The sequence below is a fragment of the Shimazuella sp. NTD250 genome, from assembly GCF_059510375.1.
In genome coordinates this window covers 53,154-71,974 of record NZ_JCAJZS010000005.1, presented here as the reverse complement: position 1 = coordinate 71,974, position 18,821 = coordinate 53,154, and the positions used below count along the sequence as shown (strand labels likewise).

16 protein-coding genes are annotated in these 18,821 nt (G+C 35.7%); 13 read left to right on the top strand and 3 right to left on the bottom strand.

Translation table 11 applies throughout. The features are described 5' to 3' along the window. The first annotated feature begins 440 nt into the window (after positions 1 to 440). The 7 genes from AC5WOF_RS13710 (at position 441) to AC5WOF_RS13680 (ending at position 10,093) form a co-directional block, all read left to right on the top strand. Positions 441 to 1,544, top strand: a complete 1,104-nt coding sequence (locus tag AC5WOF_RS13710) for a GerAB/ArcD/ProY family transporter (protein ID WP_496050507.1) — start codon at positions 441 to 443, stop codon at positions 1,542 to 1,544. Positions 1,545 to 2,172: 628 nt separating this feature from the next. Continuing rightward, a complete protein-coding gene (locus AC5WOF_RS13705; protein WP_496050506.1) occupies positions 2,173 to 3,378 on the top strand; it encodes an MFS transporter in 1,206 nt (401 codons plus the stop codon). Positions 3,379 to 4,036: 658 nt separating this feature from the next. Next, a complete protein-coding gene (locus AC5WOF_RS13700; RefSeq protein ID WP_496050734.1) occupies positions 4,037 to 5,548 on the top strand; it encodes a spore germination protein in 1,512 nt (503 codons plus the stop codon). Then, positions 5,545 to 6,738, top strand: a complete 1,194-nt coding sequence (locus tag AC5WOF_RS13695) for a Ger(x)C family spore germination protein (RefSeq protein WP_496050505.1) — start codon at positions 5,545 to 5,547, stop codon at positions 6,736 to 6,738. Before AC5WOF_RS13700 ends, AC5WOF_RS13695 begins: the two co-directional genes overlap by 4 nt. A 199-nt stretch (positions 6,739 to 6,937) precedes the next feature. Beyond that, complete coding sequence (locus AC5WOF_RS13690) at positions 6,938 to 8,044, top strand: GerAB/ArcD/ProY family transporter (protein ID WP_496050504.1); 1,107 nt, start codon at positions 6,938 to 6,940, stop codon at positions 8,042 to 8,044. Between the two features lie 18 nt (positions 8,045 to 8,062). Then, positions 8,063 to 9,181 (top strand): GerAB/ArcD/ProY family transporter, encoded by a 1,119-nt coding sequence (locus tag AC5WOF_RS13685; protein WP_496050503.1) that lies wholly within the window; start codon positions 8,063 to 8,065, stop codon positions 9,179 to 9,181. A gap of 3 nt (positions 9,182 to 9,184) precedes the next feature. Continuing rightward, positions 9,185 to 10,093, top strand: coding sequence for an ATP-dependent DNA ligase (locus AC5WOF_RS13680; RefSeq protein WP_496050502.1), 909 nt, complete (start codon positions 9,185 to 9,187; stop codon positions 10,091 to 10,093). A gap of 26 nt (positions 10,094 to 10,119) precedes the next feature. Here the strand turns inward: AC5WOF_RS13680 and AC5WOF_RS13675 are convergent, their stop codons facing one another. Continuing rightward, positions 10,120 to 10,314 (bottom strand): hypothetical protein, encoded by a 195-nt coding sequence (locus tag AC5WOF_RS13675; protein WP_496050501.1) that lies wholly within the window; start codon positions 10,312 to 10,314, stop codon positions 10,120 to 10,122. Between the two features lie 85 nt (positions 10,315 to 10,399). On the opposite strand from AC5WOF_RS13675, the gene ligD reads away from it, so the two are divergent. From ligD to AC5WOF_RS13650, 5 genes are all read left to right on the top strand, one after another. Further along, positions 10,400 to 11,281, top strand: a complete 882-nt coding sequence (gene ligD / locus AC5WOF_RS13670; protein WP_496050500.1) for a non-homologous end-joining DNA ligase — start codon at positions 10,400 to 10,402, stop codon at positions 11,279 to 11,281. 84 nt (positions 11,282 to 11,365) lie between these two features. After that, positions 11,366 to 12,865, top strand: a complete 1,500-nt coding sequence (locus AC5WOF_RS13665) for a DUF6056 family protein (RefSeq protein WP_496050499.1) — start codon at positions 11,366 to 11,368, stop codon at positions 12,863 to 12,865. Between the two features lie 10 nt (positions 12,866 to 12,875). Further along, positions 12,876 to 14,168, top strand: coding sequence for an amidohydrolase (locus AC5WOF_RS13660; protein WP_496050498.1), 1,293 nt, complete (start codon positions 12,876 to 12,878; stop codon positions 14,166 to 14,168). A 338-nt stretch (positions 14,169 to 14,506) separates the two neighbouring features. Further along, positions 14,507 to 15,058 (top strand): recombinase family protein, encoded by a 552-nt coding sequence (locus AC5WOF_RS13655; protein WP_496050733.1) that lies wholly within the window; start codon positions 14,507 to 14,509, stop codon positions 15,056 to 15,058. Between the two features lie 57 nt (positions 15,059 to 15,115). Further along, positions 15,116 to 15,775: a DUF4158 domain-containing protein gene (locus tag AC5WOF_RS13650; protein WP_496050497.1), complete on the top strand. Its 660-nt coding sequence runs from the start codon at positions 15,116 to 15,118 to the stop codon at positions 15,773 to 15,775. Here AC5WOF_RS13650 and AC5WOF_RS13645 read toward each other — a convergent pair. Beyond that, positions 15,735 to 16,466, bottom strand: a complete 732-nt coding sequence (locus AC5WOF_RS13645) for a tyrosine-type recombinase/integrase (protein ID WP_496050496.1) — start codon at positions 16,464 to 16,466, stop codon at positions 15,735 to 15,737. The two genes, AC5WOF_RS13650 and AC5WOF_RS13645, sit on opposite strands and share 41 nt — an antisense overlap. A 338-nt stretch (positions 16,467 to 16,804) precedes the next feature. On the opposite strand from AC5WOF_RS13645, the gene AC5WOF_RS13640 reads away from it, so the two are divergent. Next, positions 16,805 to 17,350: a GNAT family N-acetyltransferase gene (locus tag AC5WOF_RS13640; RefSeq protein WP_496050495.1), complete on the top strand. Its 546-nt coding sequence runs from the start codon at positions 16,805 to 16,807 to the stop codon at positions 17,348 to 17,350. Positions 17,351 to 18,261: 911 nt separating this feature from the next. On the opposite strand, the gene AC5WOF_RS13635 is transcribed toward AC5WOF_RS13640, so the two are convergent. Then, positions 18,262 to 18,756: a hypothetical protein gene (locus tag AC5WOF_RS13635; RefSeq protein ID WP_496050494.1), complete on the bottom strand. Its 495-nt coding sequence runs from the start codon at positions 18,754 to 18,756 to the stop codon at positions 18,262 to 18,264. Positions 18,757 to 18,821 lie beyond the last annotated feature (65 nt).

The window sequence follows — 18,821 nt, the reverse complement described above, 5'->3', positions numbered from 1 at the left end:
TTTCAATATTACGGTAGAAATAGCACATTTGATATTCGAAAGATTAAAAATCCTACTATTCAAGATTAAGAATACCAGCATGGGGAGAAACTAGGATTCAGTAATGTAAGAGAATACATACTGTTTCGGGATCATCGTACCTGTCAAACGCTGCGATGGTAAATTGGGAGATAAGATACAGTAGGGAAGGATTCCTATCTATTTCATCATCTGTTGTACATAAGTGCGGTATGAAAAAAAGAAATATACACCAACCAGAATGGATTTCTTGATTCTATTCTACCTTTTTTCCAACTTTGAATTTCTCATTTGTCTTCAAACGGAGAGAGTGCTTTTTGAACAGATCTAATAGATTTATGTGGGAAAGTTTCTTTTGTTAAGTAGGGTGTATACCTTTTTGGGGGAAAATAAATATTATTAGTAAAATATACGGAGATTCCATGAAAATAAAATTCTCTTCAGGACAATTAGGTAGACTATTTTTTACGTATATCCATTCTTCTTCATTATTCATCCTGCCGGACTTGTTTCGAATGGCTGGATATGAAGGTTGGATTTCCATCTTTTTTGCATTTATTGGAAGTGTTTTTTTATCCTACGTTGTATTTTGTTTGGCGAAACTACATCCTAATCAAGAATGGATCGATTACGGGAAGAATCTACTCGGTAGGCAGTTACATGGATTTTTTATTTTGATGGTAGTTCTATATTGTCTTACATTTAGCGCAGTCCTTATGCAACAGGGCATTGACTTTTTTACTTCAATTTATTTCCCGACTATCCCCAACTACATTTTCGAGATCGCATTGATGATTTGTGTAGCAATTATTGTATCTCCTGGGTTAAAATCAGTCATTTACGTACTCGATATTCTTTTCCTTATTATTGGTGTAACTAATATTGTTAGTATCGTGTTCATTTTGAAAATACCTGAACTTGACTATTCGATGCTTAGAATGGTTCTCCATTTTGATTGGAATAAGATCGACCTCTCTTCCTTATTTATGTTGAGTTGGACAGGAGACGTGATTCTGTTTTTATTTTTGGCACCGGAGTTTAAAACCAAAAAATCGCCGATCATAGCTTTAGCGATAGCCGTTTCCTCAGGTTTTTTTGTTATTACTATGATATGGTTGTTTACTTTTCTATCGTTTGGAATTCATTTGGGGAAACGTCTACAATTTTCATTTATAGAATGGCTTCGACTTCTTACTACAGGAGGTTTTTTGAGAAATATCGATCAATTTCCCATGACGGTTTTGTTATTTACCATATTCATTAAATTATGCCTATTACTTTATATTGCCACAAAACTCTTAGCAAATGCTTTTCACATACGAGAAAGAGGAAGCAAATATCTCCTATTTATCTTGGTTATATTCAGTGACATACTTGCCATTATTTTTTCGAATAAAGCTATGTTTTTTCATGCCTTTGTTATCTCTGTTTATTTTCAAGGATTCTTATTATTTATCAAACTGATTCCTTTGATTTACTTAATTGGATTCTGGTGCAAGAAATTTAAGAAAACAAAACATTCATGACCGTAACCGGTCACAGACTATGTTCGCTGGTATTACCCCAATAAGTCTATTTCATAGCGTATTCTTTATTTTTACAATAAATTGTAAAAAGGTCTTTTGTAAAATGAAATTTCAGAATATAATAAAAGATGGAGAGCAAATCGCTTTCCATGCGAGGAAAGGCGCAACCTTGTACACTCCACTACCTCTGTCACAGGGAGCCGGTATACCGGTTCTACTCAGTGCAGGTTCTCCGACTCCAATAGGAGTTGTCTTGCAGAACCCAGGGATCATTACGCTCGCCGAATTCGGCAGGTGCTCTGGCTGTAACAACAGTGCCAGGGTGTGTAGCGTTAGAGGATGTGGAAAGTGTCTCATGTGTCACCCTACGGATCACACAATGAAGTGATCATGGTAAGGTGACTCCCGCCCCTTGAACTTCAGTCCAAGGGGCGGATCGGAAAACCAAAGAGTCCTATCAGGGCTCTTTTTTTGTGGTATAAAGACAATGAATTTGTTGTTTGCTTTTTTCTTTGGGAAAATTGTTTCCAATAAAAAGACGTGATGAAGTAATAATAAACTACAAAAATGTATGTTATAATTAATTTAGCAAACCGAAATATTTGTATACAGAAAGGGTTTTTGTCATATGGAAGCAGCAGAAAAAACAGTGGTAGTGGTGGAAGAGCCACCACATTCACTCAAATCTATTTTTAAGCAACCAAAACCAGCATGGGCAGTAGCTTTTGCTTGTATGGTTGCTTTTATGGGTCTAGGTTTGGTAGATCCCATTTTACCAGCAATTGGGAAGCAGCTTCATGCTACTCCGAGTCAAGTATCCTTATTATTTACTAGCTACATGCTAGTTACCGGTGTGATGATGCTCATTACTGGTTGGCTGTCCAGTCGTATTGGGCCAAAGGCTACTCTACTTGTAGGGCTTTTTATAATTGTTTTATTTTCTCTGCTTGGTGGTCTGTCGGAGACGGTTGGACAGATTGTCGGTTACCGTGCTGGATGGGGATTCGGTAATGCTTTGTTTATCTCTACTGCATTAGCAGTAATTGTCAGTGTGGCAACTGGTGGGACTGAAAGTGCCATTATTTTATATGAGGCAGCACTCGGTTTAGGTATGTCAGTAGGACCATTACTAGGAGGACTTTTAGGAGGTATTAGTTGGAGAGGTCCATTTATAGGTGTATCAGCTTTGATGGTTATCGGTTTTGTGGCAGTGTTTATTTTATTGGACAAAGTACCAAAGCCTGCAAAGAAAAGCTCTATTCTCGATCCTATCCGTGCATTGGGACATGGAGGATTATTATCGATCGGACTTACAGCGTTGTTTTATAATTTTGGTTTCTTTACTCTACTCGCTTTCTCACCTTTCGTTCTTGGTCTAGATGCACACGGAATTGGGTTTGTCTTTTTCTTTTGGGGTGTTTTCTTAGCGATATCGTCTGTAGTGATTGCTCCAAAACTTCAAGAACGTTTTGGTACGAAAAAAGTTATGTACATGGTCTTATTGCTATTTTCGATACTTCTTTTAGTAATGGGGTTATCAATAAAATATGTTCCAGTACTTATTATATGTATTGTTCTGTCAGGTGGATTACTCGGAATAAACAATACGCTGATCACAACGGCTGTGATGGAAGTCTCTCCTGTTGAAAGATCTGTCGCTTCTTCTGCATATAGTTTTGTTCGATTTGTTGGAGGGGCAATAGCACCTTGGTTAGCGGGAAAATTATCCGAATGGTTTAATCCGCATATTCCATTTTATTTTGGAGCATTTGCTGTATTGGTTGGATTATTAGTACTTTACTCTGGACGAAAATATATGATGGAATTAAATTAGATGCAAAGCCTGTTTCCTTACAAGGAGCAGGCTTTTTTTGTTTTCATGAATATATTCGATAATCATTCGATGCATGAAATTTCTTCATCTGGAGCAAAATTTATGTAACTTCTTATGAAAATATAGAACATGAGGGATCGGTATGAAATCAAATGGAGACAAGAACAAGAAAAGAGAGAAAAAACGTTTAAAATCACCCTATAAACCACATAAAACGTCACAAGATATAACCATTAATGATAAAAGTAATAATGAAAACCTATATAAGAGAACCAAGGCACTTTTTAAAGGGAAGAAAATGCAAGATAAAACGGAAAATCCATCAAATTCCGAAGAAGATGCACGAAGTTATTCAAATGATAAATTTAATGAGCAGATAGACAAAGATAACAAACAAAGTGAAATAAGTCCAGAGCATGAGCAAGGACAAAGTAACAGCGAAGATATAACTGATGAGCAATTGACCAAAGATAGTGGATTGAAAAATGACACTGAGAAGCAAGAAAATCTAGAAAGTAGTACCAAAGACACATCCGATGATCAATCAATCAAAGAAAAAGATCCAAATGAAGAGAATACAAACCAAGAGGGTTCAGAAACAAGTGATAAATCTCAGAAAGAGGAAGAAGGACAGGAAGAAAAAAAGAAATCAAAGCCTATATCCGCTTCGTTACGTACTAATATTCGGTATATAAAGGAAGAAACGGGGGGAAGTCAGGATATTGTTGTTAGAGAGATTCATTTTGGAGAAAAACAAAAATTAAGCGCTTGTTTCTTTTTTACTCAAGGTTTGACTGATTCCAACGCTTTCAACCAGTTCGTTTTAGAACCTCTGATGATATATCTAAAAGAAAATGATTGGAAGAACTTTGATGTTTCTCCTGAATCATGGTTTCCGTTTATACAAAGGTCGCTAATGCCTGTTGGTGGGATAGTACAAGTCGAAAACTTTGATGAATTGTTTACTTCCATGCTTTCTGGAGAGATTATTTTCCTTTTGGAAGGAAGCAAAATAGGGTACCGATTATGCTTTAAATCCTGGAAAGACCGAGGAGTACCAGAAGTTGAAGGTGTTGTTCGTGGGCCTAGGGAAAGTTTTAGTGAAACAATGCGAACAAATACTGCTTTAGTCAGAAGGAAAATCAATAGTCCGCGTTTGCGAGTAGAAGGGAAGACCATTGGGGGTATTACAAAAACAGAGATAAGCATTATGTTTATCGATGGACTAGTAGATGATAAGGTTTTAGACGAAGTACATAAGCGTCTTGATCGAATTGAGATTGATGGGATTTTAGAAAGTGGATACATAGAAGAATTGATCCAAGACGAAGCATATTCTCCATTTCCGACAATTCATAACACAGAAAAACCAGACGTCGTAGCTGCTGCTTTATTAGAAGGTAGAGTAGCAATCATTGTGGATGGTACTCCAATTGTTTTAGTTGTGCCAGCGTTGTTTAACCAGTTTTTTCAAGCTGCAGAAGATTATTATGAACGATCACTTATTTCTAGTTTGATTCGGATTCTTCGTTTTATTTGTTTATTTATCTCTTTACTGGCACCAGCAGTTTATATTGCAGTAACTACTTTCCATCAAGAGATGTTACCAACCCCACTGCTTGTAAACTTAATGGTGCAAAGGGAAGCAGTTCCTTTCCCAGCTTTTGTAGAGGCATTTATGATGGAGCTCATGTTTGAGATTCTCAGGGAAGCAGGAGTTCGATTACCAAAAGCTGTTGGTCAAACCGTTTCATTTGTAGGTGCGATAGTCGTTGGTCAAGCAGCAGTAGAAGCAGGGATTGTATCCGCAGGAATGGTTATTGTGGTAGCGATTACTGCGATTTCTAGTTTTGTTATTCCAGCCTATAACATGTCAATCGCATTACGCATATTGCGTTTTATTCTTATGATGATTGCGGCTGGATTTGGTTTGTATGGTGTGATGCTTGGAATTATTGTGATTGTACTTCATTTATGCAGCATTCGTTCTTTTGGTATTCCATATATGACACCTTATGGACCATATATTTCCTCTGAATTTAAAGATAGTGTCGTACGGCTGCCTCATTGGATGATGGATAAGCGTCCAACCAGCTTGGTTTCCGAAGATGTGATACGTGGAAATAACTCACCGCCTACGAAACAGAAAGCAAAAGGGAAGAGTAAATGATGAGAATAAAAAATCTCCTTCTAATACTAATTCTCATAGTGTCTGTGATGGTAACTGGATGTTGGAGTCGTAAGGAACTAAATGACATAGCTCTAGTAATCGGTTTAGGTGTAGATAAAGTTGGAGAAGACTATATTTTATCTACCCAAGTAGTAGATCCAGGTGAAATTGCTTCAAAAGGAGGCAGCGGAAGGGTTCCTGTAGTCACCTACAAGACAAGAGCACGTACTTTAATAGGTGCAGTCCGAAAGCTGACAAGCTCTACACCTCGAAAATTATACTTATCCCATCTACGTATGTTTGTAATTGGGGAATCTGTCGTAAAAGATGGAACAGCTCCTGTACTCGATTTTATAACAAGGGATCATGAATTAAGAAATGATTTTTTTATCATCATGACAAGAAATAGCAAAGCACAAGATGTACTAACGATGGTCACACCTCTTGAGAAAGTACCATCGACTTATATGTATACAATGCTTCAACATGCAGAAAAATATTGGACCGCGTACACGACGCAAAAAATTGATCAATTGGATAATGATATTGCAAGTGATGGAAAAGAAGCTGTTATCTCAGCAATCGAAGTAAAAGGAAGTTTAAAAGAAGGGGAACAGAAGAAAAATGTAGAGAACATAGCATTAAAAAATTATTTGCAATATACCAGTTTAGGAGTACTTCGCAAGGATAAGTTGGTTGGTTTTTTGGAGGAAACAGAAGCTTCTGGCTACAAATATGTCATCAATAAAGTGAAAAGTACTGTGATTGATATGCCTTGCAGCAAATATCACAAAGATGTTACCGAAATTATTCATTCTAAAACGACAATACGAACACGAGTAAAGAATCATAAACCATCAGCCATAGTACAAGTTCATACAGAAGCAAATGTTGCAGAGCTCCAATGTCAAGCGGATTTATTGAAACGAAATGTGATTGATATTCTGGAAACGAAAACAGAAAAAGAAATTAAACATCAGATAGTCAAAGCTTTGCAAAAGGCCCAAAAAGTATACCATGCTGATATTTTTGGTTTTGGGAACAATATTCATCAATCTAATCCAAAAGAGTGGAAAAAACTAAAGAAAGATTGGGGCAAAACGTTCTCTACCATGCCTGTAAAGATAGAGGTAAAAGTGGAGATACGTAACTTTGGTAAGGTAAATAAAACTACACCTAGTTTAGAATAGGGGTGATGAGCATTGTGGCAATCTGTATTTGTTTCTCTTGTGGCTATAATAGTGGCTTTGTTTGAGGTACCACGATTGAAGAAATTAGGATATATCAAAGAAATATGGTTCTTCTCTTTTTTTCTCCTCCTAGCAACAGCTGCAAATGTGATGAAATTTCTTTATTTTTAAATGCTAGGTAGTAAATGGAGGATAGAATATGATAGGAAAAGAAAAAATTGAGCATCGACAATTCGCCATACTTGTTTTTCTGTTTACGATTGGACCTTCTATCATCATTTCTCCAAGTCTGCTCGCAGCTTCTGTGAAGCAAGATGGTTGGATTTCTGGTCTTTTCGGATTTGCGGTTGCTTTGTTTATTGTATGGGCTTTTGGAGCTGTAGGCAAATATTTTATGGATCAAACTTTAATCCAAGCAATAAATTTTTCTTTTGGCAAATATTTAGGTTTTGTGATAGGACTCTTTTTCACTAGCTTTGGGATAGTATTGTCAAGTCTGGTTCTTTCCAACATAGGTAATTTTGTCAATTCTCGATTGCTTGTAGGTACTCCACTAGATGCAGTGGAATATATTTTTATTGTTGTAATTGTGTTTGGTGTGCGTTTAGGAATTGAAACAATAGCACGATCAACGGAAGCTTTGATTCCCATTTTTAGCATATTGTTTTTTCTTCTTATCATCGCTGTATTGCCTCAAATTTCGATTGATAATATAAGACCAATTTTCGAACATAGTTTCTATGATATTTTTCAAGCGAGCTATGGATTTATTTCACTTCCATTTGGCGAATTAGTTCTTTTTCTTATGCTTACTCCATTCATTGTGAAACGACAAAAAATTGTAAGAGGATATGTATTAGGTGCTTTCATGGCAGGGATAGTCCTCATATTAGTAATCATTTTATCCATTCTAAGTTTAGGTGGAGAAGGAACAGCTATTAACACCTATCCAGCATTTACTATCGCTAAGAATATCGAAATTGGGGGAGTTATTCAGCGAATAGAGGTCATAGTGGCAGGAATATGGATGTTTTCAATTTTTGCGAAATTATCGATAGGTGTTTATACGACTGCCCTTAGTATAAAACAATTATTTCGTCTTCGTGATATAAACTGCTTGTTCATCCCGATTGCACTTAGTCTTGTCCCACTATCGCAATGGTTTAGCCCGAATGCAGCCGATTTTCAAATCCACACGGAACGCTGGATGATGTATTTTACTTATTCTATTATGGCAATTCCTTTTCTTACATTGGGAGTTTTTTTTGTTAGAAAAAAATGGAGTGAAAAAAATAAAAAAACCTAAATAGAAAGGAGGAAGTATATGCTTAACCATCAGCAAATAGGGATAAGGCAGTTTTTTATTTTGGTACTTCTTTTTACCATCGGTACCTCTATTATTGTTGGCCCGCGATTAGCAACACTTATTGCATATCAAGATGGTTGGATTTCAGCGATTTTAGGATTACTAATGGGTACAGTACTTATCTGGATATATACTACTTTAGGAAAACACTTTTTGGAAAAAACATTAGTAGAAATGATGCAATTGGTTTTGGGGAAGTGGATTGGTTCCATCATTTCTTTATGTTTTGTTGTTTTTTTGGTTATTTTATCTTCTTTGGTTTTAATGAATATTGGTCATTTCATTAGTAGCACAATATTGATTTATACTCCAATTGTTCCGATTGAGTATATGTTTGTAGCTTTAGTAGTATTTGGGAATATTTTAGGAATAGAGGTATTAGCAAGAGCAGCTGAAGCTCTATTACCTTTATTTTTAATTTTATTTGGGTTGTTTACTATTGGTTTGTTACCACAAATAGAAATAAATAATATAAAACCAATACTAGAATTTGGAATGTATCCTGTATGGGAATCGAGTATACAATATATGATCGTTGTATTTGGTGAGTTATTTGTTTTTTTTATGATTATACCTTATATCAAAAAGAGCAAAGAACAACATAAAAAAATAAAGCGTTACTTTATGTCAGGTGCAATATTGGGCGGGATAATCATCTTGATTACTGTGCTGTTTTCTATTCTGATTCTTGGACCTAGAGCAGCTATATGGACAACGTATCCAGCCTATACATTGGCAAAGAAAATTGATTTTGCTGCTGTGTTTCAACGAGTAGAAGTCATTATGGCTGGAATATGGTTTATCTCCATTTTCTTCAAATTGTCGATTCTGATGCATGTGACAACAACCAGTGTAAAACAAATATTTCATCTAAAAGATAGATCTATTGTTTCTATTCCTTTTGGAATGTTATTAATACCTGTATCTTTATGGTTTACTCCAAATGTAGCAACTTACCTTACTACAGTCACACATCTGATAGGACTTTTAATCTTAATTTTTATGATTCTGCCTATACTTATCATAGGGATAGGGTGGATACGTTTACGATTTTTAAAGAAGAGTGGAAGGAATTAAGGAATGACAGTATTTATAAAACCCATGGAACCAATTTTGTCTAAAGAACTCTTGTTAGAATCAGATTATCTTTATCAAATAAAATGGGACGGCATACGAATCTTAACAAAAATAGAAAACGGGAAAGTAAATTTACATACGAGACATGGCAATATCCGTACTGCAATATATCCTGAAATAGCATCTATACTTGCAAACAAGTTTGCCAATCAAACAATTTATTTAGACGGAGAAATGATAGCTCTCCAAAATGGAAAACCTAACTTTTTTCTCGTAGCAAAAAGAGATCGAATGAAAACAGAGAATAAGATTGAACGATCTATTTCAAAAATACCAGTCAACTATGTGATATTTGATGTTCTGCAATATGATCATTGGCTAGTAGACAAGCCTCTACATCAACGTCTCTCCATTTTGCAAAATATACTAGATGCATCCGAGCAAATACAAATATGTCCTACAACAGATGATGGGAATGCCTTATTTAAGTTTACAAAAGAGTTTGGATTAGAAGGTATCGTAATAAAAGAAAGGGAAGGAAAGTATCACATAGGAGAAAAACATAGCACGTGGAAAAAAGTAAAACATTTTCAATACATAAATGCATTTATCTTAGGAGTAACTTTAAAATCAGGAAGTGTGTATTCCCTGCTATTAGGAATAAAAGAAGAAGGGAATTGGAAATATATAGGAAGAGTGTCTTCTGGATTGAGTGCAGAAGAAAAACGAATATTAACCATGTACAGTAGTTCTTTAGCTATCCCTAATCCTATAACAGCTATTCCCCCTTTTCGGGAAGAAGAAATCCGCTGGTTTCCACCAAATATGCAGGTTAAAATTCGTTTTTTAGAATGGACACCGGATTTGACATTGAGAAATCCAGTAATTGAAAGTTTTCAGTTGGCTAAATAAATAGCACCCCTATAGGTGCTATTTATTTAAAAGAAACGACGACGATGTGGGAAAAAGATAAAGGGTACAGGATCATAAGCAACAGGACGATAATAACCTGGTACATATTGAGATGGATAGATGTCTTGATGTTCTTGAAATTCATCGATTGTTACGTCTGTGTCTACTTCATTTTCGATTTCGTCCCATAAAGCATCATAGTCGATTGTTTTGTTGAACATAAGAAACTCCTCCTTGGTTTGGGTATATACAGCAGTGTATGTGATAAATATCTATTTGCTCATGGAAAGCAGGTAATTAGGCGATATGTATGTTCGAATACAGGATGAAGAAGTAAAAATCTCTAATCCAGATAAAGAACTTTTTCCAGGCATAACAAAATGGAATTATGTCCAATATCTTGGTATCTTAAGTCCCTACTTATTAAAATACTGTTATAATCGCTTATTGACAACCATCCGTTTTCCAGATGGAGTTTTCGGAGAATCCTTTTATCAAAAAAATGTCCCCGCATCTAAGCCGGATTTTGTAGCAACTTCGAAGGCAGAAAACACGCAGTATATAATGTTACAAAATGTACCAACATTAATATGGTTAGCTAATCTTGCTTGTTTAGAGTTTCATACCTCTTTCCACCTATATAGTGATATAAATGTACCAACTGAATTGGTTTTTGACCTTGATCCAACAGGATCACCTTTTGAACAAGTAAAAGAAGTTGCATTACATACAAGATCATTGATGAAAGAAATGGGTTTAGATGGGGTAGTGAAAACTTCAGGAGCGAGTGGTTTACAAATTTATATACCTTTAGAGCCGATTCATACATTTGAAGAGACTCGCAAAGTTAGTTCGTTCATGGCTCGTTACTTATCAGAGAAATATCCAAATTTAATTACTATCGAACGACGAGTAAAAGACAGAGGAACAAAAGTATATTTCGATTACTTACAGCATTGGAGAGGAAAAACACTAATTGCCCCTTATTCACCAAGATCTAGAAAAGAAGCTACCGTATCTACACCACTTGAATGGAACGAATTAGAGACAGATATTTTACCAACTGATTTTACTCTGATGAATATTGCCGAACGTTTGCAGAATAAAGGAGATTTATTTTCTTCTATCTATAATGGATCAAAATACAATCTTTCCCCAATGTTACATTTAATGAAAGATCATCTTTAAAAAAATTTGTTAGATTTTGATTACTTTTTACTTATTGTGATAAGTTTATTCTCAAAGCTCAGTTTTATTGATAGGAGAGTGTAAATGAAAATAAACTGCCAGCGGATTCTTCCTCATGTTCCATTCTTTTTCCTTTTTATATGCATGTTCATGATTAGCCGCTTTATATACATGTATGGTGACGATTACCGATATGCTACTTACTTTAGTTTGTTTCCTCATTTTAGAGGTAGTACTTTTTCATTTACACAAGTCATTGAAAACCAGATGTATGACTATACCCATGTAAATGGTCGTTTTTTTATTAATATTTCTACCATCTATATGCTAGTTCATGGTATTGAACTTTGGAGATGGGTAAATCCATTTCTCCTTACACTTTTAGCTTATGTTATTTTTTATGCTGTTTTTGTTCGCTTTCCTAGAAATGGAGATGAAATGGTTGCGTGGACCTTGGTGTCCTTGTTTTTTTTGGTCCATATTTATATCGCAAGACAAACTTTATTTTATGCTGTAGGATCATTTAATTATGTTTATCCTATGTTGGGATTGATGCTATTAGCTACTTTTTTCCGTCGCATTGATAACCACAAGCCTATTAAACATAAGGCTATTATCACTTTATTTTTATGCCTTGCTTTTCTTTTAGGTTGGTCACAAGAGCAAGTGTCCTTATTGACTTTAGGTTTCATAATTTTTTGGATTTGCAAAGAGTATATAATAAACAGAAAAATAAAATTATTATATGCAGCGTTTTTTTTCACCAGTTTAATTGGTTTTTTTGGATTATACTTATCTCCAGGCGTACAAGCACGTGGTGAATCAAAAGCAATTGCTACTTACAATCAGTTATCTGTTATTGTAAAATTAAAACAAACCTTTCCAGCTATGATCAATTCTTTTATTCATCAACAAGCAATTTTTACTGTTTTTGTCATAATCTTATTTGCCATAATCGGGTACCAAATTTCGAAAAAATGGTATTGGTTACTAGCAGCTCCTATCATATTACTCCCGTTTTTAATGTCCATACCGTTTTTTGGACAAGCTAATCCATTTGATCATTGGTTTTTGCATAAAGGTTATTTGAGCTTATATGGTATCATACTAATTTGTACACTAGTTGCGATGTCTATTTATGTAACTGTCCGATTGCGAAATTATGTGTATTTGATATTTCCATCAGGGTTTATTTTAATTAACATAGCTACTATATTTACCCCAAGTCTAACAGGTGGGAGAGTTGCTTTTCCTGCAATCCCTCTTGCAATGGGAAGTATTATTTTACTTTTTCAAGCGATACATAGTTTGGGAATCAAAAAACAACTGATGATACTACTTCTTTTTTTTGCCATGCTCAATTATCATAACTTATACTATGAATATCGTCATAATGCTAATACCCAAGAAAAAAGACTTTCTATTATAAAACAACACCAAAACATGAGAACAGGGGAGCTAGTATTACCAAAATTGAAGAATCGATCTGCTGCAGGTTATGAACTAAACGACCAAGAATATGTAATGCGAGGTTTCAAAAATTATTATCGGATAAACGAGAATGTCACCATTCTTTTGAAATAATGGAGGTAACATGAAAACAGCTTATATGAATGCAATAATATTGACAATGGAACCTAATTTTTCTCCTTTTTTAGGAACACTTGTTATTGAAAATGATACGATTTTAGGGGTTTTTGAAGGGAAATCATTTCCAATGGCTGTTGATCATACAGTGGATATGGGTAATAAAGTTATACTCCCTGGATTCATAAATACTCATGGCCATACTGCAATGAGTTTACTACGCGGTTATGCGGATGACTTACCACTACAAGAATGGCTAGAAGAAAAAATGTGGCCCTTGGAAGCAAAATACAAACGGGAACAAGTCACTGCTGGTACTGCATTGTCTATTGCGGAAATGATTCGTTCTGGCACCACTTGCTTTTTAGACATGTATGATCATATGGATGCAGTGGCAGAATTGGTAGAGCAAACAGGAATTCGGGCATCGCTTTGTCGAGGTTGTATTGGTTTTGGTGATGATGCCTTACGAAAAAACAAATTAATGGAAGCGACAAACTTTGCAAAAAATTGGAATGGAGCAGCAGGGGGACGCATTAGTACCATGATGTCTCCTCATGCTCCCTACACATGTACACCAGACTATATCGCTCAATTTATTGAAAAGGCACTAGAGATCGGGGTACCTATCCATACACATATGTCTGAAACAGCAAGGGAAGTAGCCCAAAATGTTGAAGATTACGGAAAAAGGCCAGTGGAGCATTTGGATTCTCTCGGGTTTTTCGATCTTCCTTCTTTGGTTGCTCATGCAGTCCATCTAACTGAAGAAGAAATTGATCTACTTGTCTCCAAAAATGTTAAGGTTTCTCATAATCCAGGAAGCAATTTAAAATTAGGAAGTGGTATCGCACCTATTACCAAGATGTTAGATGCGGGTATACGACCTTCTCTTGGAACGGATAGTTCAGCTAGTAACAACAATTTAGATTTATTGGAAGAAATCCAATTGGCAGCTCTTATCCATAAAGGTGTCAACCAAAATCCACTTGCTGTTCCGGCAGGAACGGCTCTACTCATGGGAACAGCATATGGAGCTGAAGCGTTATTTTTAGAAAACATAACCGGAACCTTAAGTAAAGGAAAAAAAGCAGATTTTATCACGATAGATATAACGGGTACCCATATGCAGCCTGCTCATGATATCGTATCACATATTGTGTATGCTTCTTCTCGCAGTGATATTGTAGATGTGTTTGTAGACGGTAAAGCACTGATGAGAAATAAAGAGTTGACCACAATTGATGAAGAAAAAGTAAGTGCAGAAGCTAATCAATCTTTCTTTGATCTTACCATTTAAACTATCTACAAATATTACGGTTTCCTACTCTTTTATTTATAGAAAAACTCCCCATATCTTGATCTGAACCCCATTTTTGGGACAAAGAAAAAACACCTATCCTACCTGTTTCCTATACTCAAAGGGAGACAGGTAGTTTAATTTTTCCTGAATTCGTTCCTGGTTATAATTGTGTTGCACGAATCCTACTCAAACCTTCAAACCCGCAAAATGATTGTCACGAAAATATATAACAATATTGTTTTGTCACTATACTTCCTAAACTCCCTTTTTGGTACAATTGGAACATCGTTTCCATGATCAGGAGGGATTTTTTGAGTTCAGTCAAGTTTGGTTATATGCGAGTTTCCACCATGGATCAACATTTGGATCGGCAAGAGAAACAATTAAGAGAAGTAGGCTGTGAACGTATTTTTTTCGAGAAGGTGACGGGCACAAAGCGGAATCGACCTGAACTAGAGCGACTTTTAGAGTTCCTTCGTTCTGAAGATACCGTCATCGTTACAGATCTCACCCGTCTCTCCCGTTCGACGAAAGATTTGTTGGAGATTGCGGAACTGATCGCAAAGAAAGGAGCGAATCTCAAAAGTTTAAAGGAGTCTTGGTTAGATACCACCTCTGCTCATGGAAAAATGCTCTTTACCCTTTTTGCTGGAATGGCCCAATTTGAACGAGATTTGATCGCAGAGAGAACCAAAGAAGGAATTATTGCTGCTAGACAAAGAGGAAAAAATCCGGGTAGACCTCCTGTCGATCCAGAAAAAATTAAATACGCATTATATCTGGTTGATCAAGGATCTACGATCACAGAAGCCGCTGAAAAAGCTGGGATTTCAAGAATGACGCTATACCGTAGAGCCAAAGATGAACAAGAGGTTATTAAAGAGTAACTTTGATAGCAGATGAAAATGTAAGATAGGCCGTAATTTCTTCTGAGAGGATACATCATGAAAAGACAATGGGAATTAGATGAACTGATTGAGCATTTTACTTTAATCGAGCCTGAGAAACAGTTGGTAGAAAACAAATATTCCAATTCAAGACTTGGTTTTGCTGTTCTGATGAAGTTTTTTCAGCATGAAGCCAGATTTCCAGCTAAATCTAGCGACATTCCAAAAGCTGTGATTGATTTTATCGCCAAGCAACTGAAGATTCCTTCCGAGATGATTCATCACTATTCTTGGAGTTCCAGAACGTTGACGAATCATCGGACAGAGATTCGGACAGAGATTCGGAAATTATATGAATTTCGTGAAGGGACACTTCAAGATGAGAAAGAGGTTACAAATTGGTTGCAGGAGAAAGTATGGGACTATGCTGGGGAGTTTGAACCATTGAAAGAAGCTTTCTATGCTGAATATAGACGCAGAAAAATAGAACCTCCTACCAATGACAGGATTGAGCGAATGGTCAAATCTGCCCTTTGGAATCAAGAGCAGCAATTTTACCAAGATACCTATCAAAAGCTTTCTCCCACTTCCATTTCATGTAGGCCCAGTGACAGGGTTCCTGCTCTAGTCCGTCAGATAGTTTACATAATATGTAAAACGAAGAACCAGCCCTTCTTTAGAGCTGGTTTAACTTATCTAGCATCGCTTTCCGACTAGGATTGGTATAAAGCAAAGTGGTATGGATGTTACTATGTCCAGCGATGGATGCCACTTCATGGACATTTAATCCTTTTTCTAATGCATTTGAACAAAAGAAATGTCGTAGATCATGTGGAGAAATAGCCGTCTCCATATCAGATAACTTGCTATACTTGCTAAAAGACTTGAAAACAGTGATTCTGGAGAGTCGTTGGCTACGGTTACTAAGGAATACATATGGACTAACTTCTGCCAGTCGATACTTGGATCTCTCTTGTTTTAGGTATTCTCGCAGTAATCGAACCACCTTGTCCGATAGAAAAACGGTTCTAGATTTCTTTCCCTTCCCATCTCTCACTAGCAACTCTTGTGATTCCAAATGAAGATCATGGATCATCAATGAAAGAGACTCGCTGATCCGCAGATCAGTATAAGCCAGTAAATTCACCAGAGCATAATCACGTTTGTTTTTCGATTCTAACACCATCTGAATAAATCGTTGTACATCAGCTTCACTATGCACTGCTGGCGATGCATACCCATGTTGAACCTTCTTCCAATCCTCTTTCTGGATCACAAAGTAATTTTGTTTCCCTGTTTGAATCAGATATTCATTCCAAGAACGCAAACCAGCCAGATGAGAGTTAAACGTACTCGGAGCAATTTCTCTTTGCTGAAGGAAAACTTTATAATCTGCTACATTCTCCATAAACAACTGCTGTGGAACCCTCTGAAATCGATCTTGAAACCACCATATGTATGCTTTCGCAGAAGATAGAAAGGAGGAAATCGTGTTAGGAGATTTTCTATTTGAGATCAAACATTGTTCAAAGAGAGAAGAAGATCTTCTTCTGATAAATTATGTTTCCTTATTGATAAATATCGTAGCTGAAATGGTAAAAAAAGTAAACATAAATGATGTTATGTTTCAAAGAGGTACATTTTGATGCAGAAAATGTTAATTTGTGTAAACTATAAAATTAAATAGATTTTAGTGTTAATATAAATCCAACTACATGTTATTACTTGATGAGGGGGATCATCTATTTGTTTACACATAAAATAAATGAAGGTGTTTTTTTAAAAAAGTTAGAAATACGTGACGCAGAAAATTTGTTTACTTTGATTGATCAATCTAGAGAGCATTTACGCGAGTGGCTTCCATGGGTGGATTCTACTCAATCTGTAGAGGATAGACGATCATTTATTGAGTCAACAATGAAGAAATCCGCTGAAAACAATGGATTTGACGCGGGTATTTGGTATAAAGGAGAATTGGCTGGATTTATTTGTTTGCGTGAGATTAATTGGCCTAACCGGTTTACCAGTATCGGCTATTGGTTAGGAAAAGGGTTTCAAGGTCATGGACTTATGATAAAATCTTGTCGGGCTTTAATTAATCATGCTTTTTATGATCTAGGATTAAATCGTGTAGAAATTCGAGTAGCTACGGAGAATAAGAAAAGCCGGTCCATCCCTGAACGATTAGGATTTCAAATAGAGGGGTGTATCCGGCAAGGCGAGTGGATTTATGACCATTACGTTGATACTGTGGTTTATGGAATGCTAGTGGAAGATTGGACAAAGTTATAAACACAAACTTGCATAAATACTAGCTAACTGTTACCAATTCAAATATTTCGAATCTGGAGATGGGGACATTCAATCCAATAGATATAATAAAACTGGTCCTTTTCTATAGTTTCTGTCTCCATTTTTGCACCTTCTTTGATGGAAAGACATTTGGCTTCATATATTCCTGTGACTAGGCAACATTTAATTTAATTGGTATCCGCTTCTCCATATTCAGTTTGAAAGTTCCATATGGATTCACATGATGATAAAACAAGGGAGACAATCCCCTAAAATCTTCGGGTGTCATGTTATTCCATCCATATAGATGGATGTATCTACTTTCAGGAGGGTATATAATTGTTTTCGTATTTGATAAATAGACAGAAGTTTGTGATTGCACTAGGCAATATATTTCTCATGAGATTGTTAAAGCAGGAAAGGCTACCTCAGATGAGTTAAATTCGTTTTGCAGGTATGAACTCGCACAGAAATTTCTTGAATCTCTCGTTTATACAGATAAAAAGGGGATTCAACACACTAATAAACTTGAATATTTATTAGAAGGATCTCTGCCTGGTGAAGATCTAAGAGATGATATTGCAATATACATCGATAGAAGATTACCCCAATCCTTTATAAAGTGGAAATTACAGGATCATGATAAAAAACCCTCGCAAATGACTAATATCAATCCTTCTGATCATGGTCTAATCTGTCATTTCAATATCGAGGGGAAATTCAATAGGCAGTTAATGATGAAAAAATTGCCAACAGATGCTCCAGCTTTATTAAGCAAGTATTTTCAATTTGGGATAAAAACTGAATCTGCAGATAAAAAATACTGAGATTAATATATCTCTAAAAATATTGGCTTTTATTTACCGACTTCTTACTATGGAAGTCGGTTTCGTTGTTTAGACCTAGTACAACTAAAAGTATTTTTTCCTAAAAGTGGAGACAAAGAACGCAACCTTAAGTCTTTTTTCATCCAAATAGAAATCAAGCCATTTTTGGATTATATAAAAGTGATGATAGGAATGATAGAGCTTAAAGGTGACTTCATCTAATAAATTATCGAGCTTTTCTGCTTGTTCGGTCAACTTATACAAACAATAATAGATTCGGTATTCTTGTTCAGCGTCAAAAATCTTCCATTTAATCTTGCTCAAGTCTTTTTCCATAATAAAGGGAAGATGCTTAGAGAAATTTATCATTTGTTCGATTTGACTTGTCACATCTTTGAATAATTCCTGTGTTAAAAGATTAAAAATAGATTTTTGAAAAGATGGCATATTTAATTTTGTATGCAGAAGATATGCCCGTTGAGCCAAATAATATAACCTCATATTTTCAACAGGGATTTTCATTTTAAGTCCGAATTCAAGTGATCTATTAGTAGTTGTCTTTTTTTCATTTTGCTTCATGTAAATAAACTCCTTTAAATTTGCACTTATAGCTTAAGTATAACCCTAAAAATCTAGAAGTTGTT

Coding starts and splice junctions, on each gene's coding strand:
- AC5WOF_RS13710 (WP_496050507.1), top strand. CDS start 441: ATGAAAATAAAATTCTCTTCAGGACAATTAGGTAGACTATTTTTTACG.
- AC5WOF_RS13705 (WP_496050506.1), top strand. CDS start 2,173: ATGGAAGCAGCAGAAAAAACAGTGGTAGTGGTGGAAGAGCCACCACAT.
- AC5WOF_RS13695 (WP_496050505.1), top strand. CDS start 5,545: ATGATGAGAATAAAAAATCTCCTTCTAATACTAATTCTCATAGTGTCT.
- AC5WOF_RS13690 (WP_496050504.1), top strand. CDS start 6,938: ATGATAGGAAAAGAAAAAATTGAGCATCGACAATTCGCCATACTTGTT.
- AC5WOF_RS13685 (WP_496050503.1), top strand. CDS start 8,063: ATGCTTAACCATCAGCAAATAGGGATAAGGCAGTTTTTTATTTTGGTA.
- AC5WOF_RS13680 (WP_496050502.1), top strand. CDS start 9,185: ATGACAGTATTTATAAAACCCATGGAACCAATTTTGTCTAAAGAACTC.
- AC5WOF_RS13675 (WP_496050501.1), bottom strand. CDS start 10,314: ATGTTCAACAAAACAATCGACTATGATGCTTTATGGGACGAAATCGAA.
- ligD (WP_496050500.1), top strand. CDS start 10,400: ATGTATGTTCGAATACAGGATGAAGAAGTAAAAATCTCTAATCCAGAT.
- AC5WOF_RS13665 (WP_496050499.1), top strand. CDS start 11,366: ATGAAAATAAACTGCCAGCGGATTCTTCCTCATGTTCCATTCTTTTTC.
- AC5WOF_RS13660 (WP_496050498.1), top strand. CDS start 12,876: ATGAAAACAGCTTATATGAATGCAATAATATTGACAATGGAACCTAAT.
- AC5WOF_RS13655 (WP_496050733.1), top strand. CDS start 14,507: ATGCGAGTTTCCACCATGGATCAACATTTGGATCGGCAAGAGAAACAA.
- AC5WOF_RS13650 (WP_496050497.1), top strand. CDS start 15,116: ATGAAAAGACAATGGGAATTAGATGAACTGATTGAGCATTTTACTTTA.
- AC5WOF_RS13645 (WP_496050496.1), bottom strand. CDS start 16,466: ATGGAGAATGTAGCAGATTATAAAGTTTTCCTTCAGCAAAGAGAAATT.
- AC5WOF_RS13635 (WP_496050494.1), bottom strand. CDS start 18,756: ATGAAGCAAAATGAAAAAAAGACAACTACTAATAGATCACTTGAATTC.